Raw genomic sequence first — 26209 nt, 5'->3', positions numbered from 1 at the left:
TGTGAAACACCCTTTAAAGAATAGATAACTTGAATTTAGAAGCCGCGTTGGAACAATCCGGCTAAATAGTCGAGCTCTTCCCTACTCTCTTCTATTGTTAGCGCTTCAAACCAAATCGCTTCGCTGTAGTGCTCCGCTTTCATAAATAAGCGGCAGCCTTCAAAATCGATCAACCAAGAGTGAATATCCGCATCCCACTGTTTTTCTACCACAGACGCAGATAATAATCCCACCAAACGCTCACCCAGTGCCGGAAAAGTATCGAGGTCGAAGCTTGGAGCGATAATAATAAGACGCCCTTCTTCAACAATGTAATCAGCGAGACCAAATTCCTTGTGCATATGGATTCCTTATCCGTGGTGAGTAATGTGTTCTTGGATCAGATCCAAGAATGGATCGGCGTATTTTTCTAGTTTACGTTGACCAACGCCACTAACCGCTAACATTTCGCCGTATGACGTTGGCAGCATTTCTGCCATATCAATCAAGGTCGCATCACTGAATACCACGTATGGTGGCAAACCGTCTTCATCGGCGATCGACTTACGTAGCTTACGTAATTTGGCAAACAACTTCTTATCGTAGTTTTTGCTGGTCAGTTTATCCGACTTCGCGGCACGTGCTGCGGTATCTAAACGTGGAACTGCAAGTTCTAAAGACACATCACCACGTAGTAATGGACGTGCTTCTTCGGTTAATTGCAACGTCGAGTTACGAGTGATGTTTTGAAATAGCAGCCCTTTATGAATTAACTGGCGGAAGATACTTACCCAGTAATCATGGCTGTGATCACGACCAATGCCGTAAGTCGAAATTTTATCGTGGCCATGTTCGCGCACACGAATGTTTTGCATCCCACGCAGCACCTCAACCACATACGTCATACCAAAACTTTGGTTAACGCGGTAAACACACGACAACGCTTTGCGCGCTTCTTCGGTCGCATCAAAGTGTTTTGGTGGGTCCAGGCAGATATCGCAGTTACCACACGGCTTTTCGCGATACTCTCCAAAATAGTTGAGCAGTACCTGACGACGACAGGTTTGCGCTTCCGCAAAAGCACTCATCGCATTGAGTTTGTGGCTTTCTACCTGCTTCTGCGGTCCATCATCTTTTTCATCCAACATACGACGCAACCAACTGATGTCGGCTGGGTCATACAACATCATCGCCTCGGCAGGCAGGCCATCTCGCCCTGCTCGACCAGTTTCCTGATAATAGGACTCGATGTTACGTGGAATATCAAAATGCACAACAAAGCGCACGTTTGGCTTATTGATACCCATGCCGAATGCAACCGTCGCAACGACGATTTGAATGTCATCACGTTGAAAAGCTTCCTGAACGTAAGCTCGCTCTTCAGTATCCATTCCTGCATGATAACCAGCAGCGCGGATATGGTTGTTGCATAGCTTCTCGGTCACCATTTCAACTTTCTTACGACTGCCGCAATAAATAATGCCGCAGCTTCCCTTTTGGGTGGCTAGATAGCGAATGATTTGAGAAACCGGTTTGTGCTTTTCTACCAAGGTGTAACGAATGTTGGGACGATCAAAGCTTCCTAGATACACCTGAGGCTCATGTAAGCGTAAGCGTTCTAGAATATCACGACGCGTCGCATCATCGGCAGTGGCAGTGAGTGCCATAAAGGGCACATGCGAAAAGTGTTGCTTTAACTGACCTAACGCCGCGTATTCTGGGCGAAAATCATGTCCCCACTGAGAGATACAATGTGCTTCATCCACGGCGATCATAGATAAGGGTAAGTTTTCTAAACGTTCAATAAAGTCACGCATTAACACGCGCTCTGGCGAGACATACACTAGCTTAAGCTGACCAGAGTGCATGCGATTATACACACTCAGTAGCTCTTCTCGATTCATGGTCGAGTTCACACACTCCGCTGCTACACCATTGGCTTTCAGTTGATCAACTTGGTCTTTCATCAATGAAATCAGCGGTGAAATCACCAAGGTAATCCCTGAGCGCACTAACGCCGGAATTTGGTAACAGAGAGATTTACCGCCACCAGTCGGCATGATGACCAAGCTGTCTTTGCCTTCGATAGCGGCTTCAATAACTTCTTGCTGACCATCACGAAACGTCTGGTAACCGAAGATTTCCTCCAACACACGTTGAGGCGTTACAGGCGTATCTGATTGTTCGGCTAGCAAGGTTGAGGTCATGAATAATCTCAGATTGAGTGATCGTAGAAATGCTTTTGCATGCCCAGGCACACAAAGTGAGGGCACATTGTAATGGGGTTTCGTGGTGAATAAAACCGCAAATTGCTAGGTGTTTCGCATCACGACTCGTATACTGATTTTCTGCTCTATAAACACACAATTAGGTGACACCTTATGACACCAGAAGACGAACAACAACGCGCTCGGCAAGGTATCTTGCTGGCGATTGGTGCCTATACCATGTGGGGCATTGCGCCGATGTATTTTAAATCCATCGCACAAGTATCCCCTTTGGAGATTCTGAGCCACCGAGTGATTTGGTCTTTCTTTTTGCTTGCCGCACTCCTTCACTTTGGCCGTCACTGGCGCTCGGTTTACTACATCGCGAAAGACAAAACGAAGATCGCTTACCTGATCGCAAGTTCTGTATTAATTGGCGGAAACTGGCTGATTTTCATCTGGGCGGTCAATTCCAATCATATGCTTGACGCGAGCTTAGGCTATTACATTAACCCATTAATCAATGTCTTGCTCGGCATGGTCTTTTTGGGAGAGCGACTTCGTAAGTTGCAATGGTTTGCTGTCGTATTAGCGGGCTGTGGTGTACTGGTCCAATTGATTGTATTCGGCTCCGTGCCCGTTGTTGCGATGGCGTTAGCAATGAGTTTCGGCTTCTATGGCCTCTTAAGGAAGAAAGTCAGTGTCGATGCAAAAACAGGATTGTTTATCGAAACATTACTTCTTCTGCCTGTCGCCGCCGTGTATCTGCTGTTTATTGCAGAAACCCCAACGTCGAATATGCTCACTAACCCGTTAGCATTAAATAGCTTGTTGATTGCAGCAGGGGTGATTACCACACTGCCCCTACTTTGTTTTACGGGTGCGGCAACAAGACTCAAATTATCAACATTGGGCTTTTTCCAGTACATTGGCCCAAGCTTGATGTTCTTACTTGCAGTACTGATGTATGGCGAACCCTTTACCATGGATAAAGCGATTACCTTTGCCTTTATTTGGGGAGCGCTAGTCGTATTTAGCTTTGATGGACTGCGCAACAACCGTCGCTCACGCCGAATCGTTCAGCCACAGTGATCGTTTTTTACAAGACAAGTTAGAAATTGCTAGATAAGCTTGGTCATAATGTGACCAAGCTTTTTTGTATGTAATGGAACAGATTCAATACTACGCAACCGACCATGATCAGCTGAGCCTGATCGAGGCGAAATACCAGAAGTTTGCTTTTCAAAGGCACTATCATCTGGATTTTCACCTCGGTCTGATCACGCATGGCACGCAAAAGTTCCAATATCAAGGCTGTAGCCATCAAGTGGGTCATGGGCAAATCGTAATTATGCCGCCAGATGAACTGCACGACGGGCACTCTAAGCTCGAAAGTGGCTATGAAGTGAATGTATTTGCGATCGAGCCGCACCTACTCAGCGATCTTGCCGATCTTAGTCAAAATGGTCAAATAATACGCTTTAATGAGTTGATCATCTCCGATCCACAGATATTTTCACAACTTAGTAACTTGCATGCTCTTCTTCGCCGCGAGAACCTCAGCCAACTCACCAAAGATTGCCTTCCTTTTGAAGGATTTAATCAACTTTTTGATCGCTACGGATCACTCGCGAGGCAAAAAGTGGTTCCTCTTGGGAAACAGTCTTTGCATACCTTAAAAGATTACTTAATGGCGAATCTCGACCAAACGGTTCGTTTAGATGCACTATCAGAGCTCTGCCAACTGAGCCCCACGCAGTTTCAACGCCATTTCAAAGCGCAAACGGGGATGACTCCCTACGCTTGGTTTGCTCGCTTGCGATTAGAGCAAGGAATGAAACTACTCCAAGCAGGATGGTGTGGTACGGACGTCGCCTATCAAGTGGGCTTTTATGATCAAGCCCACTTTAGTAAAGCGTTTAAACAAACCTATGGCGTCTCGCCTTCACAAGTGGCACGCTAATATCTCATACGCTGTGGTATTCAGTACTGCTAGTTTTTTACAAGCACTACCGAATAAGAATCACGACAATAACTCATATCCACTATGTTTTGAGATGTGTTATGAATGAATCGACTATCCTTTTAACGCTTGCCAGTATCCACTTCATTGCCTTAATGAGCCCAGGTCCGGATTTTGCGCTTGTGGTACAAAATGCCACCCGTCATGGCCGTCAAACTGGCTTATACATTGCGCTTGGCTTATCAGTCGGTATTTTGCTGCATTCTTTATTCAGCCTAACGGGGGTGAGCTATTTAGTTCACCAGCATCCTCTGCTCTACTCCGTCTTACAATTGCTTGGGGGCAGCTATCTGTTGTATTTGGGTATCGGTGCACTGCGCGGCGTGATCGCGACGATCAAAAACCCACTTTCTGATCAGCCAAGCAAAAACAGTAACCTTGTGATCGGTAATAAACGTCAGGCGTTTACCAAGGGGTTCGCAACCAATATTCTCAACCCCAAAGCCTTAGTATTTTTTGTGAGTTTAATGTCGAGCCTTGTCCCAGTGGGCATGTCGGTGACAGGAAAAGGAATTGCTCTGGTGATTTTGTTTGGTTTGTCGCTACTCTGGTTTTCTAGCCTTGCATGGATGCTGTCAACGCAGCGCTTGCAAACAAGATTGCAGCAAGCCGGCATTTATATAGATGGTTTATGTGGTGTGGTATTTACCCTAGTTGGCAGCAGTATTTTAGTGCAAACCTTCCGCTCCTTTCTCGATAACTCTCTGATTTAAAAGCGTCGCACACTCGACATTTCTTTAATAGGAAACTCGACGACTATCTCCGTGGCTGCCAAGCTGAATAACCTTAGTTGGCAACATGGAGAGTCATCATGCAATGGACATTTAACCGACTCGTACTCTCGGGTCTTTTTCTTACTTCCCCTTTCACCTTCACTGGACAAGCCTTCGCTAACCAAGCTGCAGATTCGGTCGCACCAGAGCACAGCACTGGCATTGAGCAAAAGCAGCTGGTCAAAGCTAAAGATTATATGGTTACCGCTGCTAACCCACTGGCGACCCAAGCGGGTGCAGACATACTTGAGCAAGGCGGGAATGCGATAGATGCCATGGTCGCGGTGCAATTGATGCTTGGCTTAGTTGAACCCCAGTCATCAGGTATTGGTGGCGGTGCGTTCTTAGTGTATTGGGATACCGAAAAGCAAAAACTGACCACTTACGACGGGCGTGAAACCGCCCCCCTCGCCGTAACGCCAAAGCTATTTTTAGATGAGAACGGTCAGCCATTGCAATTCTACGATGCCGTGGTTGGTGGACGCTCTGTCGCAACACCAGGCACCGTGAAACTATTGTGGGATACTCACCAGAAATACGGCAAGCTGGAATGGAAAAAGATCATTCTGCCTGTTATCTCGCTTGCGGAGCAAGGATTCAAAGTCAGTCCTCGCCTAGCAAGCTTGATAGAAAAAGACGCCGAGCGTTTATCACGCTTTCCAGTCACAAAAGCCTATTTCTTTAACTCGGATGGCTCGCCAAAAACCGAAGGTACGCTATTAAAAAACCCTGAATACGCACAAACGCTGAGTGCTATTGCTAAGCAAGGCGCCCAAGCCTTCTACCATGGGGATATCGCCAGAGACATTATCGAGACGGTACAAAACGCGCCGGGTAACCCCGGTGTATTAGCCCAACCCGACTTTGATACCTACCAAATCAGACAACGTGAGCCGGTTTGTGCAGCATACCAAAGCTATGACATTTGCGGCATGGGACCACCAAGCTCTGGCGCGCTCACCATTGGTCAGATTTTGGCGATCACTGAACAGTACGATCTCAAAGGCTGGGGGGCTAACAGCATTAAATCTTGGCAAGTACTCGCCGATGCATCGCGTCTAGCGTTTGCTGACCGTGGTAAATACATGGCAGACCAAGATTACGTGCCGATGCCAACTCAAGGCTTGCTTGATAAAAGCTACCTCCAGCAGCGAGCAGAGCTGATCCAAGTCGGCAAAGCACTAAGCAAAGTTGAAGCGGGCAATCCTCCGTGGTCGCACGCAATGAACTTAAGCATGGACGAGTCCATTGAACTCCCTTCCACCAGCCATTTCAATATCGTCGATAAGCAAGGCAATGTGGTTTCCATGACGACCACCATTGAGAATGCGTTTGGCTCGCGCTTAATGGTGCGTGGCTTCTTGCTCAATAATGAACTGACCGATTTTTCTTTCCGTACTCATAACGACGGAATCCCAATCGCCAACCGCATAGAACCAGGCAAGCGTCCACGATCTTCAATGGCCCCGACCATTATGATGAAAGATAACAAACCTTACATGGCAATAGGCTCTCCGGGTGGCAGTCGAATCATCGGTTACGTGGCGCAAACCATCATTGCCCACACGCAATGGGATATGGATATCCAACAAGCAATCAATCAACCACGATTACTCGACCGTTTTGGCACCTTAGATATTGAGCAAGGTACCGCTGCAGAAGGCTTACAGCCAGAGCTGGAGAAGATGGGCTTTAAAACCAATGTTCGTGATTTGAATTCTGGACTGCATGCGATACGCATCACAAAAGATGGACTAGAAGGTGCCGCAGATCCTCGTCGAGAAGGAGCAGCAATCGGCAAATAGGCCTGTTTTGCTCGACTCCTTGTGCGAGATCTCTCACAAGGAGTGGAGCAAACCTCTCTTTTTTAATGGTAAAACAGCCCACAAACAAACATAAACTATTGAATAATATAAATATGTTTATTTTTCAAACGCTTTTGATTGAGAAAAATGTGGGCTTCGACCATTGTTGAGAATCGTGAAGAGCGTAATATGAATCTTGTCGGAAGGATGCTGACACGGAACAGGAAACACCACGGATTTGGTGAACTTCAGGAAGAAGAAACGGGTATTCAGGATGAATAGTCGGGCATGGATTGCAAAACTGGACATTGAACGGAATCAATAGCAACTAGGACGGTTGCTACTAAGGACGGGAAATGGACACCTCTGGACGAGGAAAGGACTGAACATCAGGATGATGTCATGGACACCGCTCAGGGAACAAGTGATGAGAGCTAACGAGGATGGTTAGCAGACCAGGATAAGGTCAAGGACACCGCTAGGAAGGCGACGAAAGGATTAAGCTGAAGGAATGCAGCACGCTATCAAGGATTTGATGCATGGAGCACTTTTAGTAGCTGGATTGCTGCGAGTAAGACTATAACCCCGACGGGCGTAAGCCCTCGGGGTTTTTCTTTGTCTAAAGATAAGCGATTTAGACCAAGAGCCTTTTCGAATAGCGTCATTTAGCTCCCTATCTTTCAGCATTTTGTTGATTCCAAACAGCCAAAACAGAAAGAGCCACCGAAGCAGCTCTTATGTTCATTTTTTCACAAAAGCCCTACAGCTTCTCCAGTCTCGCGTAAGCGGTGACTAACCATTTAATGCCTTCACCGTTGAAAGCAATCTGCACTCGGCTTTGTGGGCCACTGCCCTCAAAGTTGATGATCGTTCCTTCACCAAATTTCGGATGCATCACACGAGAACCTAGTGAAAAACCAGTCTCATTGAAGTTTTCTTTTACTGCGGTTTGGCTAAAACGTCCACTACTTGAAGGGCGACTCACTTGCGCCTTCATGCGCACTTCATCCAAACACGTTTCTGGTAATTCACGAATAAAGCGCGATGGTTTGTGGTATTTGTCCTGGCCATATAGGCGACGCATTTCCGCGTAAGTAATGTAGAGCTTTTGCATCGCGCGCGTCATGCCCACATAACACAGACGGCGCTCTTCTTCCAAACGCCCTGCCTCTTCAGCGGACATCTGGCTTGGGAACATACCTTCTTCCACACCGACCATGAATACCAATGGGAATTCCAAACCTTTCGCACTATGCAGCGTCATCAGTTGGACTGCATCTTCAAATTCGTCCGCCTGACCTTCGCCCGCTTCTAGAGCCGCATGTGTTAAAAATGCCGTCAGCAGAGACATTTCTTCCGCTTCTTCTGGTTTTTCGAATTGGCGAGTGGCGGTAACCAGCTCCTCCAAGTTTTCTATGCGAGCTTTAGACTTTTCGCCCTTCTCTTGCTCATACATCGCAAACAAACCCGAGTACTTGATCACGTGGTCCGTTTGCTCGTGCAATGGCATTTCTAGTGTATCGTCTTCCAGCGCGGTGATTAATTCGACAAAACGACTTAACGCACCAGCTGCTCGACCCGGTAATACTTGCTCATCGAGCATTGCCAGACTGGCTTCCCACATAGTGCACCCTCTATCACGAGCTGCACGACGGATAGTCTCTAGCGTCTTATCGCCCAGACCACGTGTTGGGGTATTCACGACACGTTCAAACGCGGCATCATCGTTGCGATTCGCCATCAAACGCAAGTAGCTCAACGCATCTCTGATTTCTTGACGCTCGAAGAATCGCATGCCTCCGTAAATACGGTACGGTAAGCCTGCCTGAATTAATGCTTCTTCCAAAACACGAGATTGCGCGTTGTTACGATACAGCATCGCAGCATCATTCAATGCGCCGCCATTCTCTTGCCACTCTTTGATTTTATTGACCGCAAAGCGCGCTTCATCAAGCTCGTTATAAGCGCTGTAAACCGAGATCGGCTCTCCCACATTGCCATCCGTCCACAGCTCTTTACCCATGCGTTCAGTGTTGTTCGCAATCAAGGTATTGGACGCTTCAAGAATCGTCTTCGTCGAACGATAGTTTTGTTCGAGACGGATGGTGTTCACGCTCGGAAACTCCAGCGTGAACTTCTCAATGTTCTCGACTTTTGCACCGCGCCAACCATAAATTGACTGGTCGTCGTCACCAACAATCATCACGTGACAATCTGGGCCAGCCATCATGCGTAGCCAAGCGTATTGAATGTTGTTTGTGTCTTGGAATTCGTCAACCAAGATATGTTTAAAGCGTGCTTGGTAGTGTTCACGCACAAACTTGTTGTCACGCAGTAGCTCATGCGCGCGCAGCAAAATTTCCGCAAAGTCCACTAAGCCAGCACGATCACACGCTTCTTGGTAAGCGGTATACAGCTGCAAATAAGTTTTGGTCACTGGATCGTGATAAGCGTCGATATGCGATGGGCGTAATCCTTCGTCCTTCTTACCATTAATCCACCATGAAACTTGGCGTGCAGGCCACTGCTTTTCATCCAAGTTTTGTGCTTTGATCAAACGCTTTAACAAGCGCTGCTGATCATCGCTGTCTATGATTTGGAAATCTTCCGGTAGCTTGGCATCAAGATAGTGTGCACGCAAAATGCGGTGACAAATACCGTGGAAAGTCCCATTCCACATGCCAGATGCACTGCCCATCATCAACTCTTCAATACGACCACGCATTTCTGCTGCCGCTTTATTGGTGAAGGTGACCGACATGATCGAGAAAGGAGAAGCTTGCTCGACTGACATAAGCCAAGCGATACGGTGAACAAGAACGCGAGTCTTACCACTCCCTGCACCAGCAAGGACAAGTAAGTTTTCTAGAGGAGCTGCAACGGCTTCACGCTGTTTATCGTTTAGACCGTCGAGTAATAGAGATGGATCCATCATGATGAGCTACTGGTTATTTATACATAAAAACCGATTATAACCTAAACAGCTGGGTGCTGTTTAGACAAAACTTGATAAAAAATTCGTTGTTTTTTTAATCTTTCATTCAAAGAGTTAACGAAGGTAATCACCCCAAAACCATTCGCGAGAGTTATTTTTATGAAAGTTTTTCTGCCTCATCTCTATCTTTTAATTTAAGCAAGTAGATAAAGGTTGTACGCCAAACGGCGCATCGACTTGCCGAATGAAAGTAAAAGGAAATCACTCAGAGGAAATTATGATGAAAAAATCGAATCTTGCTGTTACTGCTGCTGTTACTGGTCTTCTTGCTCTTGGTGGCACCATGCTCACTGCATCCCCTGCTGTCGCAGCAGAAAAAGAAAAGTGTTATGGCGTGGCGAAAGCCGGTAAAAATGACTGCGCAACGAAAAACAGCTCTTGCGCGGGCACCTCTAAAGAAGACAACCAAAAAGATGCTTTTGTTGTCGTTCCTAAAGGATTGTGTGACAAATTGGCTGGCGGTAGCACCAGCGGCTCATAACTCAACATCACAAGTTTCTGTGGGGCGCGTTGCACTTTAACCAACGCCCCCAGTTACTCGCCAATCAGAAAAGGAGTTTCACGTGAAACATCACTCTTTCCATCCTCTTGCTGGCGTCGGATTACGCTCCCCTCATCTCGATTATTTTAGCCGACATAAACCTGAGCTGTCGTGGTTAGAAATCCACAGCGAGAACTACTTTCAGCCCAATTCAGTAGAGCGCCATCAACTGCAAGCATTACGCGAGCACTACCAAATTAGTTGCCACGGTATTGGTTTGTCGCTGGGTTCGGTGGAACGTGTGAATACGAAACATTTAGCGCAACTAAAAGCATTGATAAATACAATTGACCCGCTCTTCGTCTCTGACCATTTAAGCTGGAGTGAAAATGGTGGTCACTACTTCAATGACCTACTTCCCTTGCCTTACACGGAAGAAGCGCTGCAAGTCTTCACTCGTAACGTGCTTGAAGTACAAGAATATCTACAACGTGAAATCTTAATTGAGAACCCATCTAGTTATGTGAAGTTTCACCATTCAACCATCAGTGAATGGGACTTTCTTACCGAAGTGCAAAAGCGCACCGACTGTCGTTTATTACTCGACTTAAATAACGTATATGTTTCCGCCTTCAATCACGGTTTTGATTGCGACACATACCTAGATGCGATTCCAGCCGACAAAGTCGACGAGATTCATTTGGCAGGTTTTACTATTAAGCCGTTGGATAAAGGTGAGATTTGGATTGATACCCATAGCCGTCCCGTCAGTGATGAAGTATGGCAGCTGTTCGTCAGTTGGACACAAAAACACGGCCCTCGCCATACGCTGATTGAATGGGATTTGGATATTCCTGCACCAGAAATCCTCCTTGGCGAAGCAGAAAAAGCATCCTCACTATTGCAGCAAAACCATTTGATTGACCAAAAGAGCAAAAGGAAAGCGTCATGAATCTTGCGACCTTGCAGAGTCAATTTGCTAAAGCCCTACATTATCAAGCGCTCGGTGAAGAATGCGACATTGTGAGTGACAAGTTTACAGCAGATGAACGCATACAGATTTACCGCAATAACTTTATCATCAGCTTGAGTGAGGTATTGGCAGCGACCTACCCAATGGTTGAAGCCTTAGTTGGAAAAGAATGCTTCGATCAAATTGCTCGCCAACACGTGCTTTCTCACCCCTTAGCAGAAGGTAATGTCGTACATTATGGTGCAGGCTTTCAAGATACGATTATGCAGTTTAGTCAGGTCATGACCCAAGCCCCGTACACTCCTGAAGTCGCAAGGTTTGAATGGCATATGGACTTAGCTCGACAAATACAGAATGAGAAAGTCGAAAAACCAAATCGAACCCCTTTATCTGCACTTGCCCAAGTGACGGAAGAACAACAACCTCAATTGGTGTTTCATTTGCGCACTGGCAGTCGCAGCTTTGACTCAAACTACGCCGTATTTGATCTCTTTCATGCGATTCAACACCAAGAGTTTGAACAGCTCAATATCAATCAATTACAGCGAGGTGTCATCTCGATTCAAGCCAATGGAGAAGCTCAATGTCACGCACTCGATACCGATGTTTTTCAACTGCTGCAATGTTTAGAGCAGAAGCACAGTTTGAGCGAAATACCCGAAGCTTTGCTCGTTCACCTTAATAGCATCATGGCACTCGATCTCGTTGACGGCTTTACATTGAAATCAATCTAAGGAGCACTCTATGACGAATACGGTTAAAAACTTAGTCAATCGGTACGACGACTTGATCAATACCTTACAAGCTGGCTTTGTCCCTTTACTACTTCTCTTTTGTCGCTTGTGGGTTGCATGGGTGTTCTTCAATTCAGGGTTAATCAAAGTTTCTTCTTGGGATAGCACGCTGTATCTATTCGAATTGGAATACCAAGTGCCACTTTTGCCTTGGGAGTTAGCGGCCTACATGGGAACGGCTGCCGAGTTAATTCTGCCAGTATTTTTAGCGTTGGGATTAATTACCCGCCCGATGGCTGCGATTCTGTTTGTGTTCAATATCATCGCGGTCATCTCTTACCCGGTATTGTGGGAAAAAGGGTTCTATGACCATCAATTGTGGGGATTCATGATTTTAGTGGTCATCGTATGGGGACCGGGAGTTATCTCTATTGACCATGTTATAAAGAACAAGCTGACGCGATAAAAAAATCCCCGCAGTGGCGGGGACTTTTTATTGTTTATTTAAGTAAGCAAGAAGCTCATCAGCTGAGATGCCCTGTTGAGCAAGATCTTTTGCCAACAGCTCAACTTGTTCGCCTTTGCGCGACTCAATCACTTGCTGGAATTGGTACACGATATCACGCAAAATTGGCAGAGGTACTTGTTTAGCCGCACTACGAATACGCTCGGAGCTTTGATTACCCAGCTCATTAAGCAACTTGCCAAACATCACCTTTTCTGGTGAATCTTCCATTTGCTCTAGAATACGAGCCATTTCATACGTGGTTAACGACATTACTTTTTGAGTTCCGTTATGGTGTCAGGAAAAGTCTGAACGACAAATATACACGCCTTACTTACATTGGAAAATACTAAATTACACTGTTTTACGCTTTCGCAAAGCTTGAATGCCAGTTCTTACCTGCTTTTGTAAACAGAACCACCAACGCAGGCAATAGAACCCACATATGAATTGCGATCAGTGTTTGAGGCTCCAAAGATAAACGCTGCAACGTACCAACCAACAAACCAGAGCCACTCATTTGGAACAACCCAAGCAGTGCCGCAGCCGTACCCGCTTTGTCACCAAACGGTTCCAATGCTTTCCCTGCCGCTGCACCCAGAATGAATGCAAAACCCACTGACGACATGAAAATAGGTAGCATGAAAGAAAGCGCTGTATTCTGACCATTCATCACTAGCATGATCACACCTGCGAGGCCCAGAGTTGAGATCCCGGTGACCAAGGTGTTGTGAGTTCCAACGCGCTCCATAAACTTAGGCGCCAACATACATGCCGCAATGTTTATCACCGCATTCACACCAAACCAGAAAGTGAATTCATTCATCGACAGCCCCATCCCTGTCATCAATACCGACGGTGCTGAGGTAACGTAAGCAAGAATAACCGCCATAGCCATCAAGCATAATGACGCATGGAAAACAAAAGATGGTGTGCTAAGCACTGCCCAATAACGGCTGAGCTTAAACACGGCTTGCTTTTCCGTTGATGGGTTAGTCTCTTTCATCATGAAAAACATCAATGAACCGGACACAACGGCAAAGCCCGCCATAAAGCTGAAGTTAGCTCGCCAATCAAATTGCTGAGTTAACCAACTACCTAGAATTGGAGCTAATGCCGGAATAAAACAAATCGCGCCGTTAAGATAGCTTATCATTTTGCCGCTTTTTTCCGGGCCAAAGATATCGCGAACTGTTGCAAAGGCTGCTACCGATGTCGCACACGCACCTAAGCCTTGTAGCAGTCGGGAAACCAACATCCATTCAATATTTTGAGCACTCCACGCCAATAAAGCGCTCATCGCATAGATAGTGATACCGCCCAATGCAACAGTTCGACGTCCGAGTTTATCTGCCAAAGGGCCAGCAAACAGTTGCCCGACACCCATCGCAAATAAGAACCAAGTGATCGTGTCTTGTGCTAGCGCATTATCGACCTGAAAAGTGGAAGCAATAAGAGGTAAAGCAGGTAGATAAATATCAATCGCAAGAGGACTGAAAAGAACCAAAAGGGTCAATAACGCCATCTGTTTTTTACTATTAGAAAACTGGCTAGGCACACAACACTCCGAATTGGATAAAGAACTTTGGATAGAGCTTAATCATCTGATGATATGAATGGAAATGATGTATAATCATGAGCATTATTCCTTAGAGGAAATTCACCGTGAACGTCGAAAAACTGGCTCGTATCGATTTAAATCTATTGGTCTGTTTTAAAGTTTTGATAGAAGAGTTAAATGTCACCCGAGCCGCCCACCGACTGTGCTTGAGTCAGTCTGCCGTGAGCAAATCACTGGCTAAACTGCGCATCCAATTTGATGACCCACTTTTCACCCGAAACTCGCATGGATTAACACCAACACCACGCGCTTTATTTCTTAAACCGAAACTGGATCTGTTGATAAACCAGTTAGAAGTACTGACTCAACCAGAAGAGTTTTCTCCGCAAAGTAGCGAATACCGTTTTCAAATAGCAGCGGTTGAAAGTGTTTACCCTCTGATTCTGCCTCATTTCTTACCGGCGATTTTTCAGCAAGCCCCTGGGGTGACGATCAGCACTCACCCTTGGTCCGATAATACTTTTAAAATGCTGCAACGTGGAGAGCTAGACTTAGGCTTAACTGGAAAAGATATCGATATTAATGATGCCAAGCTGACTCTGCTGCCACCCGATGACATATGCGAACTGGAAATTTATCGAGATCACCAGATGTGTATTATTCGCAAAAATCACCCAGCATTAAAACAGCCTTGGAACCTCGAAGCGTATCTCGCCCTGCGTCACGTACAAGTGCGTTGTGACGGCAACGACCGTTGGCTGTTAGATTATCGCCTTGCCGATATTGGAGCCGACCGCGATATTGCCGTCACCGTTCCGGACTTTAATAGTGCCGCAAGTTTATGTTCCTACACTGACTTTATTTTTACCGCCCCAAGCCATTTTGTGCAGCTCGCTGCTAAACAGCTTGATTTGGTCGTACTACCACTCCCGCTAGAATTTCCACCTATGGCTTACACTTTATTCTGGCACCGAGACAGAGAAAACGACCCTGCATTGGGTTGGCTACGTGCGATGATCACACAAAAAACCGATCACCTTAGATAAAAATACCGCTCTCAATTTGCGCTTAGCGGGTAAAATGAGTAGCTTAACTGTCGTAGTCCTTTTTGGCTCATCTATGGCCTAGTTGTACTCCGACTCAACCTAAGTCATTGCAAACTTGCGTTGATCATAAACTGCATGAAGCAGAAGGAAACAGCTCCCACACCTGAGCATGAAGGAGCGGTAATTTGAAGGAATAAAACAGATGCACAACGAAACCCTCAGCCGCGTGAATGCGATTCGCGAATGGCTTATACAACATAATATTGATGCCCTACTTGTCCCTCATGAAGACGAGTACTTGGGCGAATACGTACCAGCGCACAACGAGCGTTTACATTGGCTAACAGGCTTTACTGGTTCTGCTGGTGCTGCGGTAATCACCAAAGACAAATCCGCTATCTTTGTTGATGGCCGCTATACCGTTCAAGTCACCAAACAAGTCCCTGGTGACCTATTTGAATATCGTCACCTTATTGAAGAGCCAGCTTTAGATTGGGTTCTAGACAACCTGCCAACAAAAGCATCTGTCGCAATTGATCCTCGTATGCACAGCTCAGCTTGGCTAGACATGGCACAAGCTAAACTGGCTGGAAAGCTTGAGCTAAATATTCTGACCAACAACCCAATTGATGAGTTGTGGCATGACCGCCCAGCGCCTGTTGTCTCTGATGTTCGCCTGATGCCAACAGAAGCCGTCGGTCAACCAAGTGAGAGTAAGCGTCAAGAGATCGCCCAACTGGTAAAAAAAGCGGGTGCAGATAGCGCTGTGATCACAGCATTAGATTCTATTTGTTGGCTGCTGAATGTACGTGGTTTGGATGTATCACGCCTACCAGTTCTGCTTTCTCACGCGATTCTGCATGCCGACTCAACCGTTGAATACTTCCTCGATCCTGCTCGTCTACCTGCTGATTTTGACGCTCACGTAGGCACCGGTGTGACCGTTCACCACCCAGAAGCACTTCAATCTCGCCTTGAAGCCATGACAGGTAAAAAGGTATTAGTTGACCCGGCAATCAGTAACGCTTGGTTTAAGCTAGTACTACAAAACTCTGGTGCGTCCGTGATTGCAGCAGCAGACCCATGTCTGATGCCAAAAGCGGCGAAGAACGCGGTTGAAATTGCGGGTATGAAGGCGTGTCATATCCGCGATGGCGTGGCAATGAGCAAGTTCCTATGCTGGTTAGATGCGGAAGTTGCTGCTGGTAACCTGCATGACGAAGCGACATTAGCAGACAAACTGGAAGCATTTCGTAGCGAAGACCCTACGCTAATGGATCTCAGCTTCGATACCATTTCAGCCGCGGGCGGCAACGCGGCCATGTGTCACTACAATCACGAGAACCAACCTGAACCTGGTAAGTTAGAACTGAACACGCTTTACCTTGTGGACTCAGGCGGTCAGTACCTCGATGGCACTACCGACATCACGCGTACTATCGCAATTGGTCAACCTTCTTCAGAAATGAAGAAGCAATTTACGTTGGCGCTGAAAGGTCATATTGGCGTTGCTCGAGCTCGTTTCCCGAAAGGCACACGTGGTTACCAAATCGATACTCTAGCTCGTCAGCACCTATGGGCGGAAGGTTACGATTACGATCACGGTACTGGTCACGGTGTTGGTCACTTCCTAAGTGTTCATGAAGGTCCAGCGAGCATTTCGAAGAAGCAAATCGACGTGCCTCTAACAGAAGGTATGGTGCTATCCAACGAGCCAGGTTACTACCGTGCAGATGCGTTTGGTATCCGTATTGAAAACCTAGAGCTTGTTGTTGAAACACCAACTAACGGTGACTTCCCTGTTCTGTCATTTGAGTCACTAACACGCTGCCCAATCGACAAACGCAACATCAATGTTGATATGCTAACTCGTCCAGAACTTGCTTGGCTGAATGATTACCATCAGAAAGTATGGGATGAGATCAGCCCGCTAGTTGAAGGTGATGTGAAAGAGTGGCTTCGTCAAGCAACGCTACCTGTAGCACACAGCTAGAAGCTAGAAGCTAGAAGCTAGAAAAAATAGAGAGTTGATGTTTTGCATCAACCCTCTTTCTTTTCCTATGTTTCACGTGAAACATAACGATGGTCAGTGACTTTATTTGTTGCTTATCCAGAATACGCCGAGTGCCAATCTCGCCATACAGGGTCAAAGCCTTTGGCTCGAATCATATTTTCCACAGAACCAGCACTTCGCTCATCACTGATCTCAAACTGCTCGAGCTCAACATCATCCATCGCATAACCACCCGGCTGAGTTTTCGATGCTGCAGATATACTGGTAATGCCTAAAGCCAATGCGTTGTCTCTAAACTTCGGTGACTCACGAGTCGATAATGACAACTCCACTTCTGGATTCAACAAACGATAAGCGCAAATCAACTGAACAAGCTGCTTATCCGTCATTACTGATTTGGGTTGGAGCACGCCCTCACAAGGACGTAAACGTGGGAAAGAAATTGAGTAACGAGTCTGCCAATACGTGCGCTCGAGATAGTCCAAGTGAGCTGCCACATAAAAACAATCTGTACGCCACTCTTCCAATCCTATCAAAGCGCCAATACCGATCTTATCAATGCCCGCCTTTGCGAGGCGGTCGGGTGTATCCAATCGGTATTCGAAATCCATCTTATTGCCACGTAAATGGTGCTCAGCATAAGTCGAAGGATGATACGTTTCTTGATAAACCATCACCGCATCCAAACCCAATGTCTTTAGCTCTGCGTATTCGTCTTGATCTAGCGGCTGCACTTCCATCGCCAAATAATTAAAGCGTTGCTTAATCATCGGTACCATTTCGCGGAAGTATTTCATGCCCACTTTGGTTTCGTGTTCGCCAGTCACCAGCAATACGCTATCGAACTTCATGCGTTTAATGGCTTCAACTTCTGCAGCCACTTCGTCCCTATTCAAGGTACGACGCTTGATTCTGTTCTCCATCGAGAAGCCACAATAAGTACAAGCATTGGCGCACAAATTAGAAAGGTACAATGGAATGTAAAGCGACATGGTATTACCAAACCGCTTGCGAGTTGCTGAGTATGACAGCTGAGCCATTTGCTCTAAATATGCTTCAGCCGCTGGTGAAATTAGCGCTTTAAAGTCTTCCAAATCACGCTTGGGTTTATTCAATGCTCGCTCGACATCTTGTGCCGTTTTCGCGTAGATCGACATCGAAATGTCATCCCAATTCAGCTGCTTAAATTGTTCAACGAAGCTCATGTTTTCCTCGCTTAATAGCTAAACCAATCTAGGACTAAAGCTCATCTAGGAATGACGTCAGTGGACTCGACGCAACCGCATGAGAAACCTTACCCGCAAGTCCGGCTTCATAAGCCATACGCCCCGACTCTACCGCCAACTTAAATGCTTTCGCCATCGCAACGGGATCGCTCGAAGCCGCAATCGCGGTATTAACTAGCACGGCATCCGCGCCCATTTCCATCGCACGCGCCGCATGTGAAGGAGCACCAATACCCGCATCGACAACGACAGGAACATTAGCTTGGTCAATAATGATCTCTAGGAAATCGTGAGAAACTATCCCTTTATTAGAACCGATCGGCGCACCTAATGGCATGACCGCAGCACAACCTACTTCTTCCAATCGTTTACACAGAACCGGGTCAGCATGACAGTAAGGAAGGACAATGAAGCCTTCACGAACCAGTTGCTCAGCGGCTGCAAGTGTCTCAATGGGATCGGGCATCAAGTACTTCGGGTCTGGATGAATTTCCAGTTTTAACCAGTTAGTACCTAATGCTTCTCGCGCCAGTTGTGCAGCAAACACAGCATCTTTAGCATTCTTTGCACCTGAGGTGTTCGGTAATAAGTTCACGCCCGCTTGTACTAACGGCAGCAAAATATCGTCTTGTTGGTCGTTCACATCCACACGCTTCAACGCCATGGTCGCAAGTTGAGAACCCGATACTTGAATCGCTTCTGCCATTAGTCGGCTGTTGGCAAACTTCCCTGTTCCCGTGAACAGTCTAGATTCGAATTGTTTATCACCAATTTTAAGCATCGACTTTAACCCCCTGCGATCGCTTGAAACAAAGAGATGCTATCTCCCTGTGAAAGAACTGTGCTAGCCCACTCACTGCGCGGCACAACATTGTTATTAATTGCAAAAACACAGCCCATTTCAGGCAACGCAAATTGACTAATGATTTGCTGTAGATTCGACTCACTGGCAACTTGATGTGACTGGTCATTGATGACAATAGTGATCATATCTAAGTCAGCAGCGGTCATTTGTGGTGCTTGTTGTTCTGATAACGTCATTGCTTCCAACTCTCTTAATTCGTCCATTACTCGTAAGCTAAATCTGAGCACACACTTGGCACTGTTTGTCTTTGCTTATCGCCATGGTTTGCCATTGCAGTTTCAATCCATCAAACAGATGCAACTTGGCAGTCTCAACATGAAACTTTCCCGTCGCCAGTTTTTGAATTGCCGCTATCGCTTGGTAGTTACCAAGTGTCCCCACCACCGGACCGACGACACCGCTCTCACTGCATTTTTGCGTTTGCGGTAATTCATCGAACGGATACAAACAGCGGTAACACGCTTTACTCTGCGCTTCTTGTTCACTTGGTGTTTGGTAATCAAAAACAGCGAATTGCCCTTGCCAACCAATTGCCGCCGCCGAGATGAGCGGCGTATTTTGCTCGAAACAAACTTGGTTAATTAGCTGGCGCGTTGGCATGTTATCGGTGCAGTCCAGCACCACATCCGCTAGCATCACCTCAAGCTGCAGCTGTGCTTTGTCTAATCGCTTATTGAGAGCACGAACTTGGACCATAGAATTAAGTTCAGTAAGTTGCTTTACAGTCGCTTTTGTTTTCGCAACTTGGAGGTCTTGCTCACGATAAATGATCTGACGTTGTAGGTTACTGCTATCAACTTCATCATCATCAACCACAACCAATTTACCAACACCCGCTGATGCCAAGTACAAACTCGCTGCGCTCCCTAACCCACCACAACCGATGATCAGCACATGCGATTTGCTCAAACGCTCTTGCCCACTTTCAGCAATTTCAGGCAGAGCTACTTGGCGTTGATAGCGAAGGAACTGCTTATCCGTGAGCATGCTCGCCTCTCTTGGTATGCGCTAATTCACTATTCTGATCAGTAAACGTTAGCTGTCTTTCTTTCATCAGTTGTGCAAAGAACTCGATGACGGACTGAGGTGATTCTGCCAACGTAATAGCTCGCACAACTGCCAAACTAGAAACACCTGTTAGCCAAACTTGGTCAGCATTAGATTGGTCAATGCCACCAATCGCAACCGTCGGAAAGCCAAGCACATAGTCACTTACTTCTTTGTCTTTTGAAGGTCTGAAAGCAGCCTCTGTATTTGTATAAGGAATGCTATCAATCAGCTTTTGATACAAAGCCAAGCGCACCAAACCTTGTGGTTTCGATGGCATCTGTTTTGTGGTGGTTGGGAAAATATGCCCTAGTGCGATGTAGCTAGGATGAATTTGTACGATGCGCAGTAGTTCGTAATAACCATGCGTAGAAAGACCAAGACGAATACCGGCTTTAGTTATCTGAGCCAAATTCGATTCTTCTATGTCTTCTTGTCCTAGGTGAACGCCATAAGCGCCATGCTTGATTGCCAACTGCCAATAGTCATTGATGAACACTTGTGCTTGATACTGACGGCCTAGCTCAATTGCTCGAATGATCTGTTGTTCTAAATCGGCTTGTTGTGGGTTCTTGATTCGCAGTTGAATAGTGTTGATGCCTAGTGGCAGTAGACGCTCAATCCAAGCAACATCATCAACGACTGGATAGAGCCCTAGACTTTGCTTAGTTAGAGTTGGAAAGCTAACGCTCTCACCTTGTGCAGACCAACCAACTTGAATACCTAGCCGGTTATCCTCTAGTACAGGTGTGGGGAAATCATCAAATTGGTCAGCCCACTGAGTAGATCTTCCCTCACCAAGGTTGTCATTCAACAGTGTTTCACGTGAAACATTCGCTTGTTGAGTTAGCATTCCTCGAGCAAGTGTTAACGCATCTTCGATAGGAAAATCGAGTACTGTCAGCGTTACTATCCAAGCAAGGTGATGTTCGGGATCGAACATTGCGTTGAATTTGGACTTAACGGAAAGCGCTCTCACTTCGTTGTTAATTGGGTGACGCCAGATATCAAGCTGAAGCACTTTCTCCTTTTCATCGGATACCTGCGTATCAGCAATGCCAATATAAATCGCTTTCGACGGTTGCTTAGCACACGCTTCTACCGATAAAGCAGAGCGGTAATGGAACACAAATGAACTCTCATGCTCAGAGTCATAACCATCAATAAGATCTGTCGTTATACGTGTGGTCTGTTGGTCGCGAACAAGCTGAATAGATTGAGTTGGGCTCACACCCAACTCAATGTCTTCAATGCTAAAACCCTGTTCTTTCGCCAACAACAAACATTGTTGAACTAAACCAGTCAGTTCAATCAATGATGACGGAATAAGGATTTTGCTCATTAGTCACTTACCTCGGCATGTGCTGCTGGATGGTATAGCTCAGAACCTGTATCTCTAAATTCTTGCGATTTCTGACGCATCCCCTCAAGAGGGTCATCCAGCATTTTGATTGAGATAGCTTGGTCCGCAGCAACTTGCTCAGTGTCTTTCGCATACTCTCGTACCTCTTGCGAGATCTTCATCGAGCAGAACTTTGGTCCGCACATCGAGCAGAAGTGAGCAACTTTTCCAGACTCTTGAGGCAAGGTTTCATCATGGAAAGCGCGTGCGGTATCTGGGTCGAGCGACAAGTTAAATTGGTCTTCCCAACGGAACTCGAAGCGAGCTTTAGAAAGCGCGTTATCACGAACTTGTGCACCAGGGTGCCCTTTCGCTAAATCAGCGGCGTGCGCAGCAAGCTTGTAAGTGATCATGCCTACCTTCACGTCTTCTTTGTTTGGTAAGCCAAGATGCTCTTTAGGTGTTACGTAACAAAGCATCGCACAGCCATACCAGCCAATCATGGCAGCGCCAATTCCTGACGTAATATGGTCGTAACCAGGAGCGACGTCTGTCGTCAGTGGACCAAGCGTGTAGAACGGAGCTTCATGGCAGTGCTCTAGCTGCTCTTCCATGTTCTCTTTGATCATGTGCATTGGAACATGGCCAGGACCTTCGATAATGACCTGTACGTCGTATTCCCACGCAACCTTAGTCAACTCACCAAGAGTACGAAGCTCCGCAAATTGCGCTTCGTCATTAGCATCGGCAACCGAACCAGGGCGCAGACCATCACCGAGAGAAAGTGCCACATCATACTTGGCACAGATTTCACAGATCTCTCGGAAGTGGGTGTATAAGAAGCTTTCTTGGTGATGCGCTAAACACCATTTCGCGATGATAGAACCACCACGAGAGACGATGCCAGTAACACGCTTTGCAGTCATTGGCACATAGCGAAGTAGTAAACCGGCATGGATAGTGAAGTAATCAACGCCCTGCTCTGCTTGCTCAATCAGAGTATCACGCATCACTTCCCAGTTAAGGTTTTCCGCAACACCATTCACTTTCTCAAGCGCCTGGTACATAGGTACGGTACCGATCGGAACCGGGCTGTTACGCAGAATCCATTCTCGAGTTTCATGAATATTGCGACCTGTGGAGAGATCCATAACAGTATCGCCACCCCAGCGTGTCGCCCACACTAGCTTCTCAACCTCTTCCTCAATCGAAGACGTCACCGCTGAGTTACCGATATTAGCGTTCACTTTGACCAAAAAGTTACGTCCAATGATCATTGGTTCGGATTCTGGGTGGTTGATATTAGAAGGGATAATCGCGCGACCTTCGGCAACTTCTTTGCGAACAAACTCGGCGGTAATGTCTTTTGGAAGATTCGCTCCAAAGCTTTGACCAGGATGCTGTTGATTCAGCACATCATCACGGTACTTGGCACGACCCATGTTTTCACGCAGCGCGATGAATTCCATTTCTGGGGTAATAATGCCTTTGCGAGCATAGTGCAGCTGGGTGACGCACTGCCCATCCTTAGCGCGTCGAATACGTGGCAGGTTACCGTAACGCAGGTCGTCTAACGTCTCATCCTCTAAACGTTCTTTAGTGTATACCGAGCTTACTTCATCAAGTAACTCTGTGTCACCGCGCTCTTCAATCCAGCTTTCTCTTAGCTTTGGTAGGCCACTATAAAGGTCAATATCGTAGTTCGGATCAGTATAAACACCTGACGTATCGTAGACTCGGACGGCTTCATTAGGCTCGAAGATTGGCGATTCTTTTGTGCCACCAATCAGACTATCTGCTAGCGCTATTTCACGCATAGGTACACGAACATCTGGACGTGAACCTTCTACATATACTTTTGTGGAATTTGGGTACGGCTGTACCGAGAGTGTTTCAATGAACTGTTTTGCTTCCAGTCTCGCTTGTTTGCGACTCGACATAGCATTTTTCCTTGCTTTGTTATACTAGATAAAAAGTAATTGGATAAAAATGCTTGGCGGATAGATGCGACAAGAGGAGTCAAATTAAGGCTAAATAAAGCTTAAGTAATTTGCCTGTAACAACATTCGACTATTTGATAGGTCAACCAGAAAGAACTCCGGTATAAATATCTTCTCTTGTTCCCTTCGCAGATTCTAATCTGATCAGGTTCAACGGATCCCGAATTAACGGTCTCAGCCTTATGGCACTCCGACAAGTGATATCAGTATATAAAAACGGCCTGGTTAAACCAAGCCGACCTGTTTAATTTTTAACTACTTTGCTAGCTGCGCATCAATAATTGGAAACCGATCCACGCAGCAGAGATGCTCAGCACCACATTTAATAAAATATTTAACCCCATCTTAAAAAATGCACCTTGCTGCATAAGCAAAACATTATCCATAGAAAAGGTGGAAAACGTCGTCAGTGCCCCTAAAAAGCCTAAACCAATCACTTGTCGCCAAGGTTCTGTTGCCAACAGTTCATTGTCGAACGCAGCAATCAACAAGCCCATGATAAATGAACCAACCACATTAACAGTTAGCGTACCGTATGGAAAACCACGCCCCAATAAAATGACACACAGTTCAGATATCAAGTAACGAGAACACGCACCGAAAGCACCACCTAGTGCAATAAAACCAAGAATGGAAAACTGCCCCATAATTCCCCCAACACTATTGATGACGATATTGTAACCAAAACTAAAGCAATATTGATGGTGAAATTTTAGAATTCGACAACGTATTGCATTTAAAACACGCTGAGATTAAAAAAGTTACAGGAGTCACTTTACTTCAATATACCCCATCAAACCGGTTTTCATGTGCTCAATAACATGGCAGTGATACATCCAACGTCCAGGGTTGTTAGCAACAAAGGCAGCTTTGGCACTGCCATTTTTTCCAAGTAAAACCGTATCGGTATGGAACGGTTCGTCGAGTTTCTTTCCATCTAACTCAAGAACAGTAAATGTATGCCCATGAAGATGAATAGGATGATGATATTGAGTAACGTTCTTCAAATTGAAGATATAGGTTTTTCCAAGTTCCAATTTTGAAAGTGGTGCTGGGATATTATCTTTACTCATTCCCTCCCAAGCTCGTTTGTTCATCAGCCAGAATTTAGGTATCGCTTTGCCCGATTTATCGGCAGGAGTGATCGCCCCCTCCCATTCAAACACATAATCGATTTGCTCCGCATTTTCCAAATCAAGATCAGGCACAGGGTTGAGAGGCAATAAAGGCAGTTTCTTGTTGCTTGGCAGGTCAGACTCAACAACTTCAAACTCACACAAAGAGAATGGGAAGCGCCCTTTCATTTGACGCACATAAACACGCTCTCCAGCCTTCGGAGCAATCAATCCGATATCCAATCTCATTCCCGGACCAATTTTGTGTTGAGTGAGCCTATAAGGCGTTTTAACTGGATTGCCATCGATGGCAATAACCCAAGCCTCTGTGCCTTCAATCGCGATCGGATAGGTAATGGTGTTATCGACATTAGCAATTCTTAATCGCGTAGTCGCGTTCTGCTTCAGCGTATAAACAGGCTCATGAATACCATTGACGCTACTCCACTCTCCTGGCGTTCCCATACGTGCACTCAAGCGCGGCACCATTAGATTCTTCCACTGTCCTTGCTTGTCTAAATGCCAATGCTTGAGGACGACTTCATGCTCTTCATCAAACTGAACAGGCTCAGCCTCTTCAACAATTATTAGCCCAACTAACCCCATACCAAGCTGCTTAACACTGTTCATGTGTGGGTGATACCAAAACGTACCTGCATCTGGCGGGGTAAACTCATACGTAAAAGTCTCTCCGGGCATTATAGGAGCCTGGCTTAAAAACGGAACTCCATCCATTTCAATAGGAACCCTCAAGCCATGCCAATGAATCGTCGTCGGCTCTGATAGCTTATTGATGAAGTTGATTGTTACCTTTTCCCCTTGTCGGCAACGAATTATCGGTGCAGGTATACGCCCATTAAAAGCTAATACCTCAGTATTGAAACCGGGCACTAGTTCAGCCGTAGAAGGCTCTGCAGTGATATCGTATATATACTGCCCCTGCTTATTAGTACTCCTAGATAGAGAACATGCAGGTAGAACAGTAAGCGCGGAGATCGCTAAGGATGATTGAAGGAAGCGTCGACGAGATATATCCATACATAGTTACCCATTAATCCAGATCGGTTGAGTGTAACTAAATATAAATAATGATTCTCATTTATTGCTAACATTTCGGAGCACTTGGTTATAACGACTAGTCTAATAGGTTGGTGAGTTAATAAATACTTACAAAGAGCAGCAGGAAGCAGAAAGGCATATAGGTGGGATGCAAGCAGATACAAAAAAGGCTCTGACCTAAGTCAGAGCCTTGAGATATGGCAGGGGTGGAGAGATTCGAACTCCCAACACGCGGATTTGGAATCCGCTGCTCTGCCAATTGGAGCTACACCCCTGTAGAATTCTTATATTCTAGATTTGACAAAACCTCGCATGGGCGAGGTTGTCGATATTAAGTGGCGGAGTGGACGGGACTCGAACCCGCGACCCCCGGCGTGACAGGCCGGTATTCTAACCAACTGAACTACCACTCCGCAGTGGTATCACCCGCTTGTAATCAGCAAGTGTCCAAAATTTAAA

Annotated in this window: 23 protein-coding genes, 2 tRNA genes and 1 riboswitch; of the genes, 10 read left to right on the top strand and 15 right to left on the bottom strand. The window is 46.2% G+C overall.

The window, feature by feature from the left end; genetic code table 11:
- Positions 1–35 precede the first annotated feature (35 nt).
- Positions 36–341: a DUF3630 family protein gene (locus tag L3V27_RS22860; protein WP_104974685.1), complete on the bottom strand. Its 306-nt coding sequence runs from the start codon at positions 339–341 to the stop codon at positions 36–38.
- 9 nt (positions 342–350) lie between these two features.
- Entirely contained in the window at positions 351–2186 is a 1836-nt protein-coding gene (gene recQ / locus L3V27_RS22855; RefSeq protein ID WP_104971068.1) for an ATP-dependent DNA helicase RecQ, read from the bottom strand.
- Positions 2187–2360: 174 nt separating this feature from the next.
- On the opposite strand from recQ, the gene rarD reads away from it, so the two are divergent.
- From rarD to ggt, 4 genes are all read left to right on the top strand, one after another.
- Entirely contained in the window at positions 2361–3278 is a 918-nt protein-coding gene (rarD, locus tag L3V27_RS22850) for an EamA family transporter RarD (protein ID WP_006743075.1), read from the top strand.
- A gap of 73 nt (positions 3279–3351) precedes the next feature.
- The gene (locus L3V27_RS22845) at positions 3352–4149 is read left to right on the top strand and encodes an AraC family transcriptional regulator (protein WP_006743074.1); all 798 of its coding nucleotides are present in this window, start codon (positions 3352–3354) and stop codon (positions 4147–4149) included.
- A 101-nt stretch (positions 4150–4250) separates the two neighbouring features.
- Positions 4251–4922 (top strand): LysE family translocator, encoded by a 672-nt coding sequence (locus tag L3V27_RS22840; RefSeq protein WP_046874563.1) that lies wholly within the window; start codon positions 4251–4253, stop codon positions 4920–4922.
- A gap of 98 nt (positions 4923–5020) precedes the next feature.
- Complete coding sequence (ggt, locus tag L3V27_RS22835) at positions 5021–6787, top strand: gamma-glutamyltransferase (RefSeq protein WP_237312817.1); 1767 nt, start codon at positions 5021–5023, stop codon at positions 6785–6787.
- Positions 6788–7547: 760 nt separating this feature from the next.
- Here the strand turns inward: ggt and uvrD are convergent.
- On the bottom strand, positions 7548–9722 hold the full coding sequence (gene uvrD, locus L3V27_RS22830; protein WP_046874565.1) for a DNA helicase II: 2175 nt from the start codon (positions 9720–9722) through the stop codon (positions 7548–7550).
- 280 nt (positions 9723–10002) lie between these two features.
- Here uvrD and L3V27_RS22825 point away from each other — a divergent pair, with 280 nt between their 5' ends.
- The 4 genes from L3V27_RS22825 (at position 10003) to L3V27_RS22810 (ending at position 12436) form a co-directional block, all read left to right on the top strand.
- The gene (locus tag L3V27_RS22825) at positions 10003–10263 is read left to right on the top strand and encodes a DUF2282 domain-containing protein (protein ID WP_104971071.1); all 261 of its coding nucleotides are present in this window, start codon (positions 10003–10005) and stop codon (positions 10261–10263) included.
- Between the two features lie 82 nt (positions 10264–10345).
- The gene (locus tag L3V27_RS22820; protein WP_176320643.1) at positions 10346–11215 is read left to right on the top strand and encodes a DUF692 domain-containing protein; all 870 of its coding nucleotides are present in this window, start codon (positions 10346–10348) and stop codon (positions 11213–11215) included.
- Positions 11212–11970: a DNA-binding domain-containing protein gene (locus L3V27_RS22815; protein WP_237312815.1), complete on the top strand. Its 759-nt coding sequence runs from the start codon at positions 11212–11214 to the stop codon at positions 11968–11970. Before L3V27_RS22820 ends, L3V27_RS22815 begins: the two co-directional genes overlap by 4 nt.
- Positions 11971–11980: 10 nt before the next feature.
- Positions 11981–12436, top strand: a complete 456-nt coding sequence (locus tag L3V27_RS22810) for a DoxX family protein (protein ID WP_012841278.1) — start codon at positions 11981–11983, stop codon at positions 12434–12436.
- A 27-nt stretch (positions 12437–12463) separates the two neighbouring features.
- Here L3V27_RS22810 and L3V27_RS22805 read toward each other — a convergent pair whose 3' ends face one another.
- Both L3V27_RS22805 and L3V27_RS22800 read right to left on the bottom strand, forming a co-directional pair.
- Complete coding sequence (locus L3V27_RS22805) at positions 12464–12748, bottom strand: hypothetical protein (protein ID WP_005397034.1); 285 nt, start codon at positions 12746–12748, stop codon at positions 12464–12466.
- 91 nt (positions 12749–12839) lie between these two features.
- Positions 12840–14033 (bottom strand): multidrug effflux MFS transporter, encoded by a 1194-nt coding sequence (locus tag L3V27_RS22800; RefSeq protein ID WP_005397036.1) that lies wholly within the window; start codon positions 14031–14033, stop codon positions 12840–12842.
- A 107-nt stretch (positions 14034–14140) separates the two neighbouring features.
- Between L3V27_RS22800 and L3V27_RS22795 the strand changes: the two genes are divergently transcribed.
- Both L3V27_RS22795 and L3V27_RS22790 read left to right on the top strand, forming a co-directional pair.
- Positions 14141–15082 carry a LysR family transcriptional regulator gene (locus L3V27_RS22795; RefSeq protein ID WP_005397044.1) on the top strand — a complete coding sequence of 314 codons (942 nt, stop codon included), beginning with the start codon at positions 14141–14143 and terminating at the stop codon, positions 15080–15082.
- 202 nt (positions 15083–15284) lie between these two features.
- On the top strand, positions 15285–17075 hold the full coding sequence (locus tag L3V27_RS22790) for an aminopeptidase P family protein (protein WP_237312813.1): 1791 nt from the start codon (positions 15285–15287) through the stop codon (positions 17073–17075).
- Between the two features lie 113 nt (positions 17076–17188).
- Here the strand turns inward: L3V27_RS22790 and thiH are convergent, their stop codons facing one another.
- The 10 genes from thiH to L3V27_RS22740 all read right to left on the bottom strand — a co-directional run bounded on the left by thiH (position 17189) and on the right by L3V27_RS22740 (position 26163).
- The gene (thiH, locus tag L3V27_RS22785; protein ID WP_237312812.1) at positions 17189–18301 is read right to left on the bottom strand and encodes a 2-iminoacetate synthase ThiH; all 1113 of its coding nucleotides are present in this window, start codon (positions 18299–18301) and stop codon (positions 17189–17191) included.
- A 34-nt stretch (positions 18302–18335) separates the two neighbouring features.
- Complete coding sequence (locus L3V27_RS22780; protein ID WP_005397059.1) at positions 18336–19103, bottom strand: thiazole synthase; 768 nt, start codon at positions 19101–19103, stop codon at positions 18336–18338.
- Positions 19104–19108: 5 nt separating this feature from the next.
- On the bottom strand, positions 19109–19363 hold the full coding sequence (gene thiS / locus L3V27_RS22775) for a sulfur carrier protein ThiS (RefSeq protein WP_237312821.1): 255 nt from the start codon (positions 19361–19363) through the stop codon (positions 19109–19111).
- Between the two features lie 37 nt (positions 19364–19400).
- On the bottom strand, positions 19401–20174 hold the full coding sequence (thiF, locus tag L3V27_RS22770) for a thiazole biosynthesis adenylyltransferase ThiF (RefSeq protein WP_237312810.1): 774 nt from the start codon (positions 20172–20174) through the stop codon (positions 19401–19403).
- Positions 20161–21576 (bottom strand): thiamine phosphate synthase, encoded by a 1416-nt coding sequence (locus tag L3V27_RS22765; RefSeq protein WP_237312808.1) that lies wholly within the window; start codon positions 21574–21576, stop codon positions 20161–20163. The genes thiF and L3V27_RS22765 overlap by 14 nt, the downstream gene beginning before the upstream one ends.
- Positions 21576–23516 carry a phosphomethylpyrimidine synthase ThiC gene (thiC, locus tag L3V27_RS22760; RefSeq protein ID WP_237312806.1) on the bottom strand — a complete coding sequence of 647 codons (1941 nt, stop codon included), beginning with the start codon at positions 23514–23516 and terminating at the stop codon, positions 21576–21578. Before thiC ends, L3V27_RS22765 begins: the two co-directional genes overlap by 1 nt.
- A 164-nt stretch (positions 23517–23680) precedes the next feature.
- A riboswitch (TPP riboswitch) is annotated at positions 23681–23779 on the bottom strand.
- 60 nt (positions 23780–23839) lie between these two features.
- Complete coding sequence (gene crcB / locus L3V27_RS22755) at positions 23840–24223, bottom strand: fluoride efflux transporter CrcB (protein WP_005397071.1); 384 nt, start codon at positions 24221–24223, stop codon at positions 23840–23842.
- Between the two features lie 123 nt (positions 24224–24346).
- A complete protein-coding gene (locus L3V27_RS22750; protein WP_134648497.1) occupies positions 24347–25729 on the bottom strand; it encodes a multicopper oxidase family protein in 1383 nt (460 codons plus the stop codon).
- A 219-nt stretch (positions 25730–25948) separates the two neighbouring features.
- Positions 25949–26025, bottom strand: a tRNA-Trp gene (locus tag L3V27_RS22745).
- A 61-nt stretch (positions 26026–26086) separates the two neighbouring features.
- Positions 26087–26163 (bottom strand) — tRNA-Asp (locus L3V27_RS22740).
- Positions 26164–26209 lie beyond the last annotated feature (46 nt).

The sequence above is a fragment of the Vibrio sp. J2-3(2022) genome (assembly GCF_021725735.1).
GTDB lineage: Bacteria > Pseudomonadota > Gammaproteobacteria > Enterobacterales > Vibrionaceae > Vibrio > Vibrio diabolicus.
Note: the sequence above shows the minus strand (reverse complement) of the source record. Positions and strands in the feature narration are given on the sequence as shown.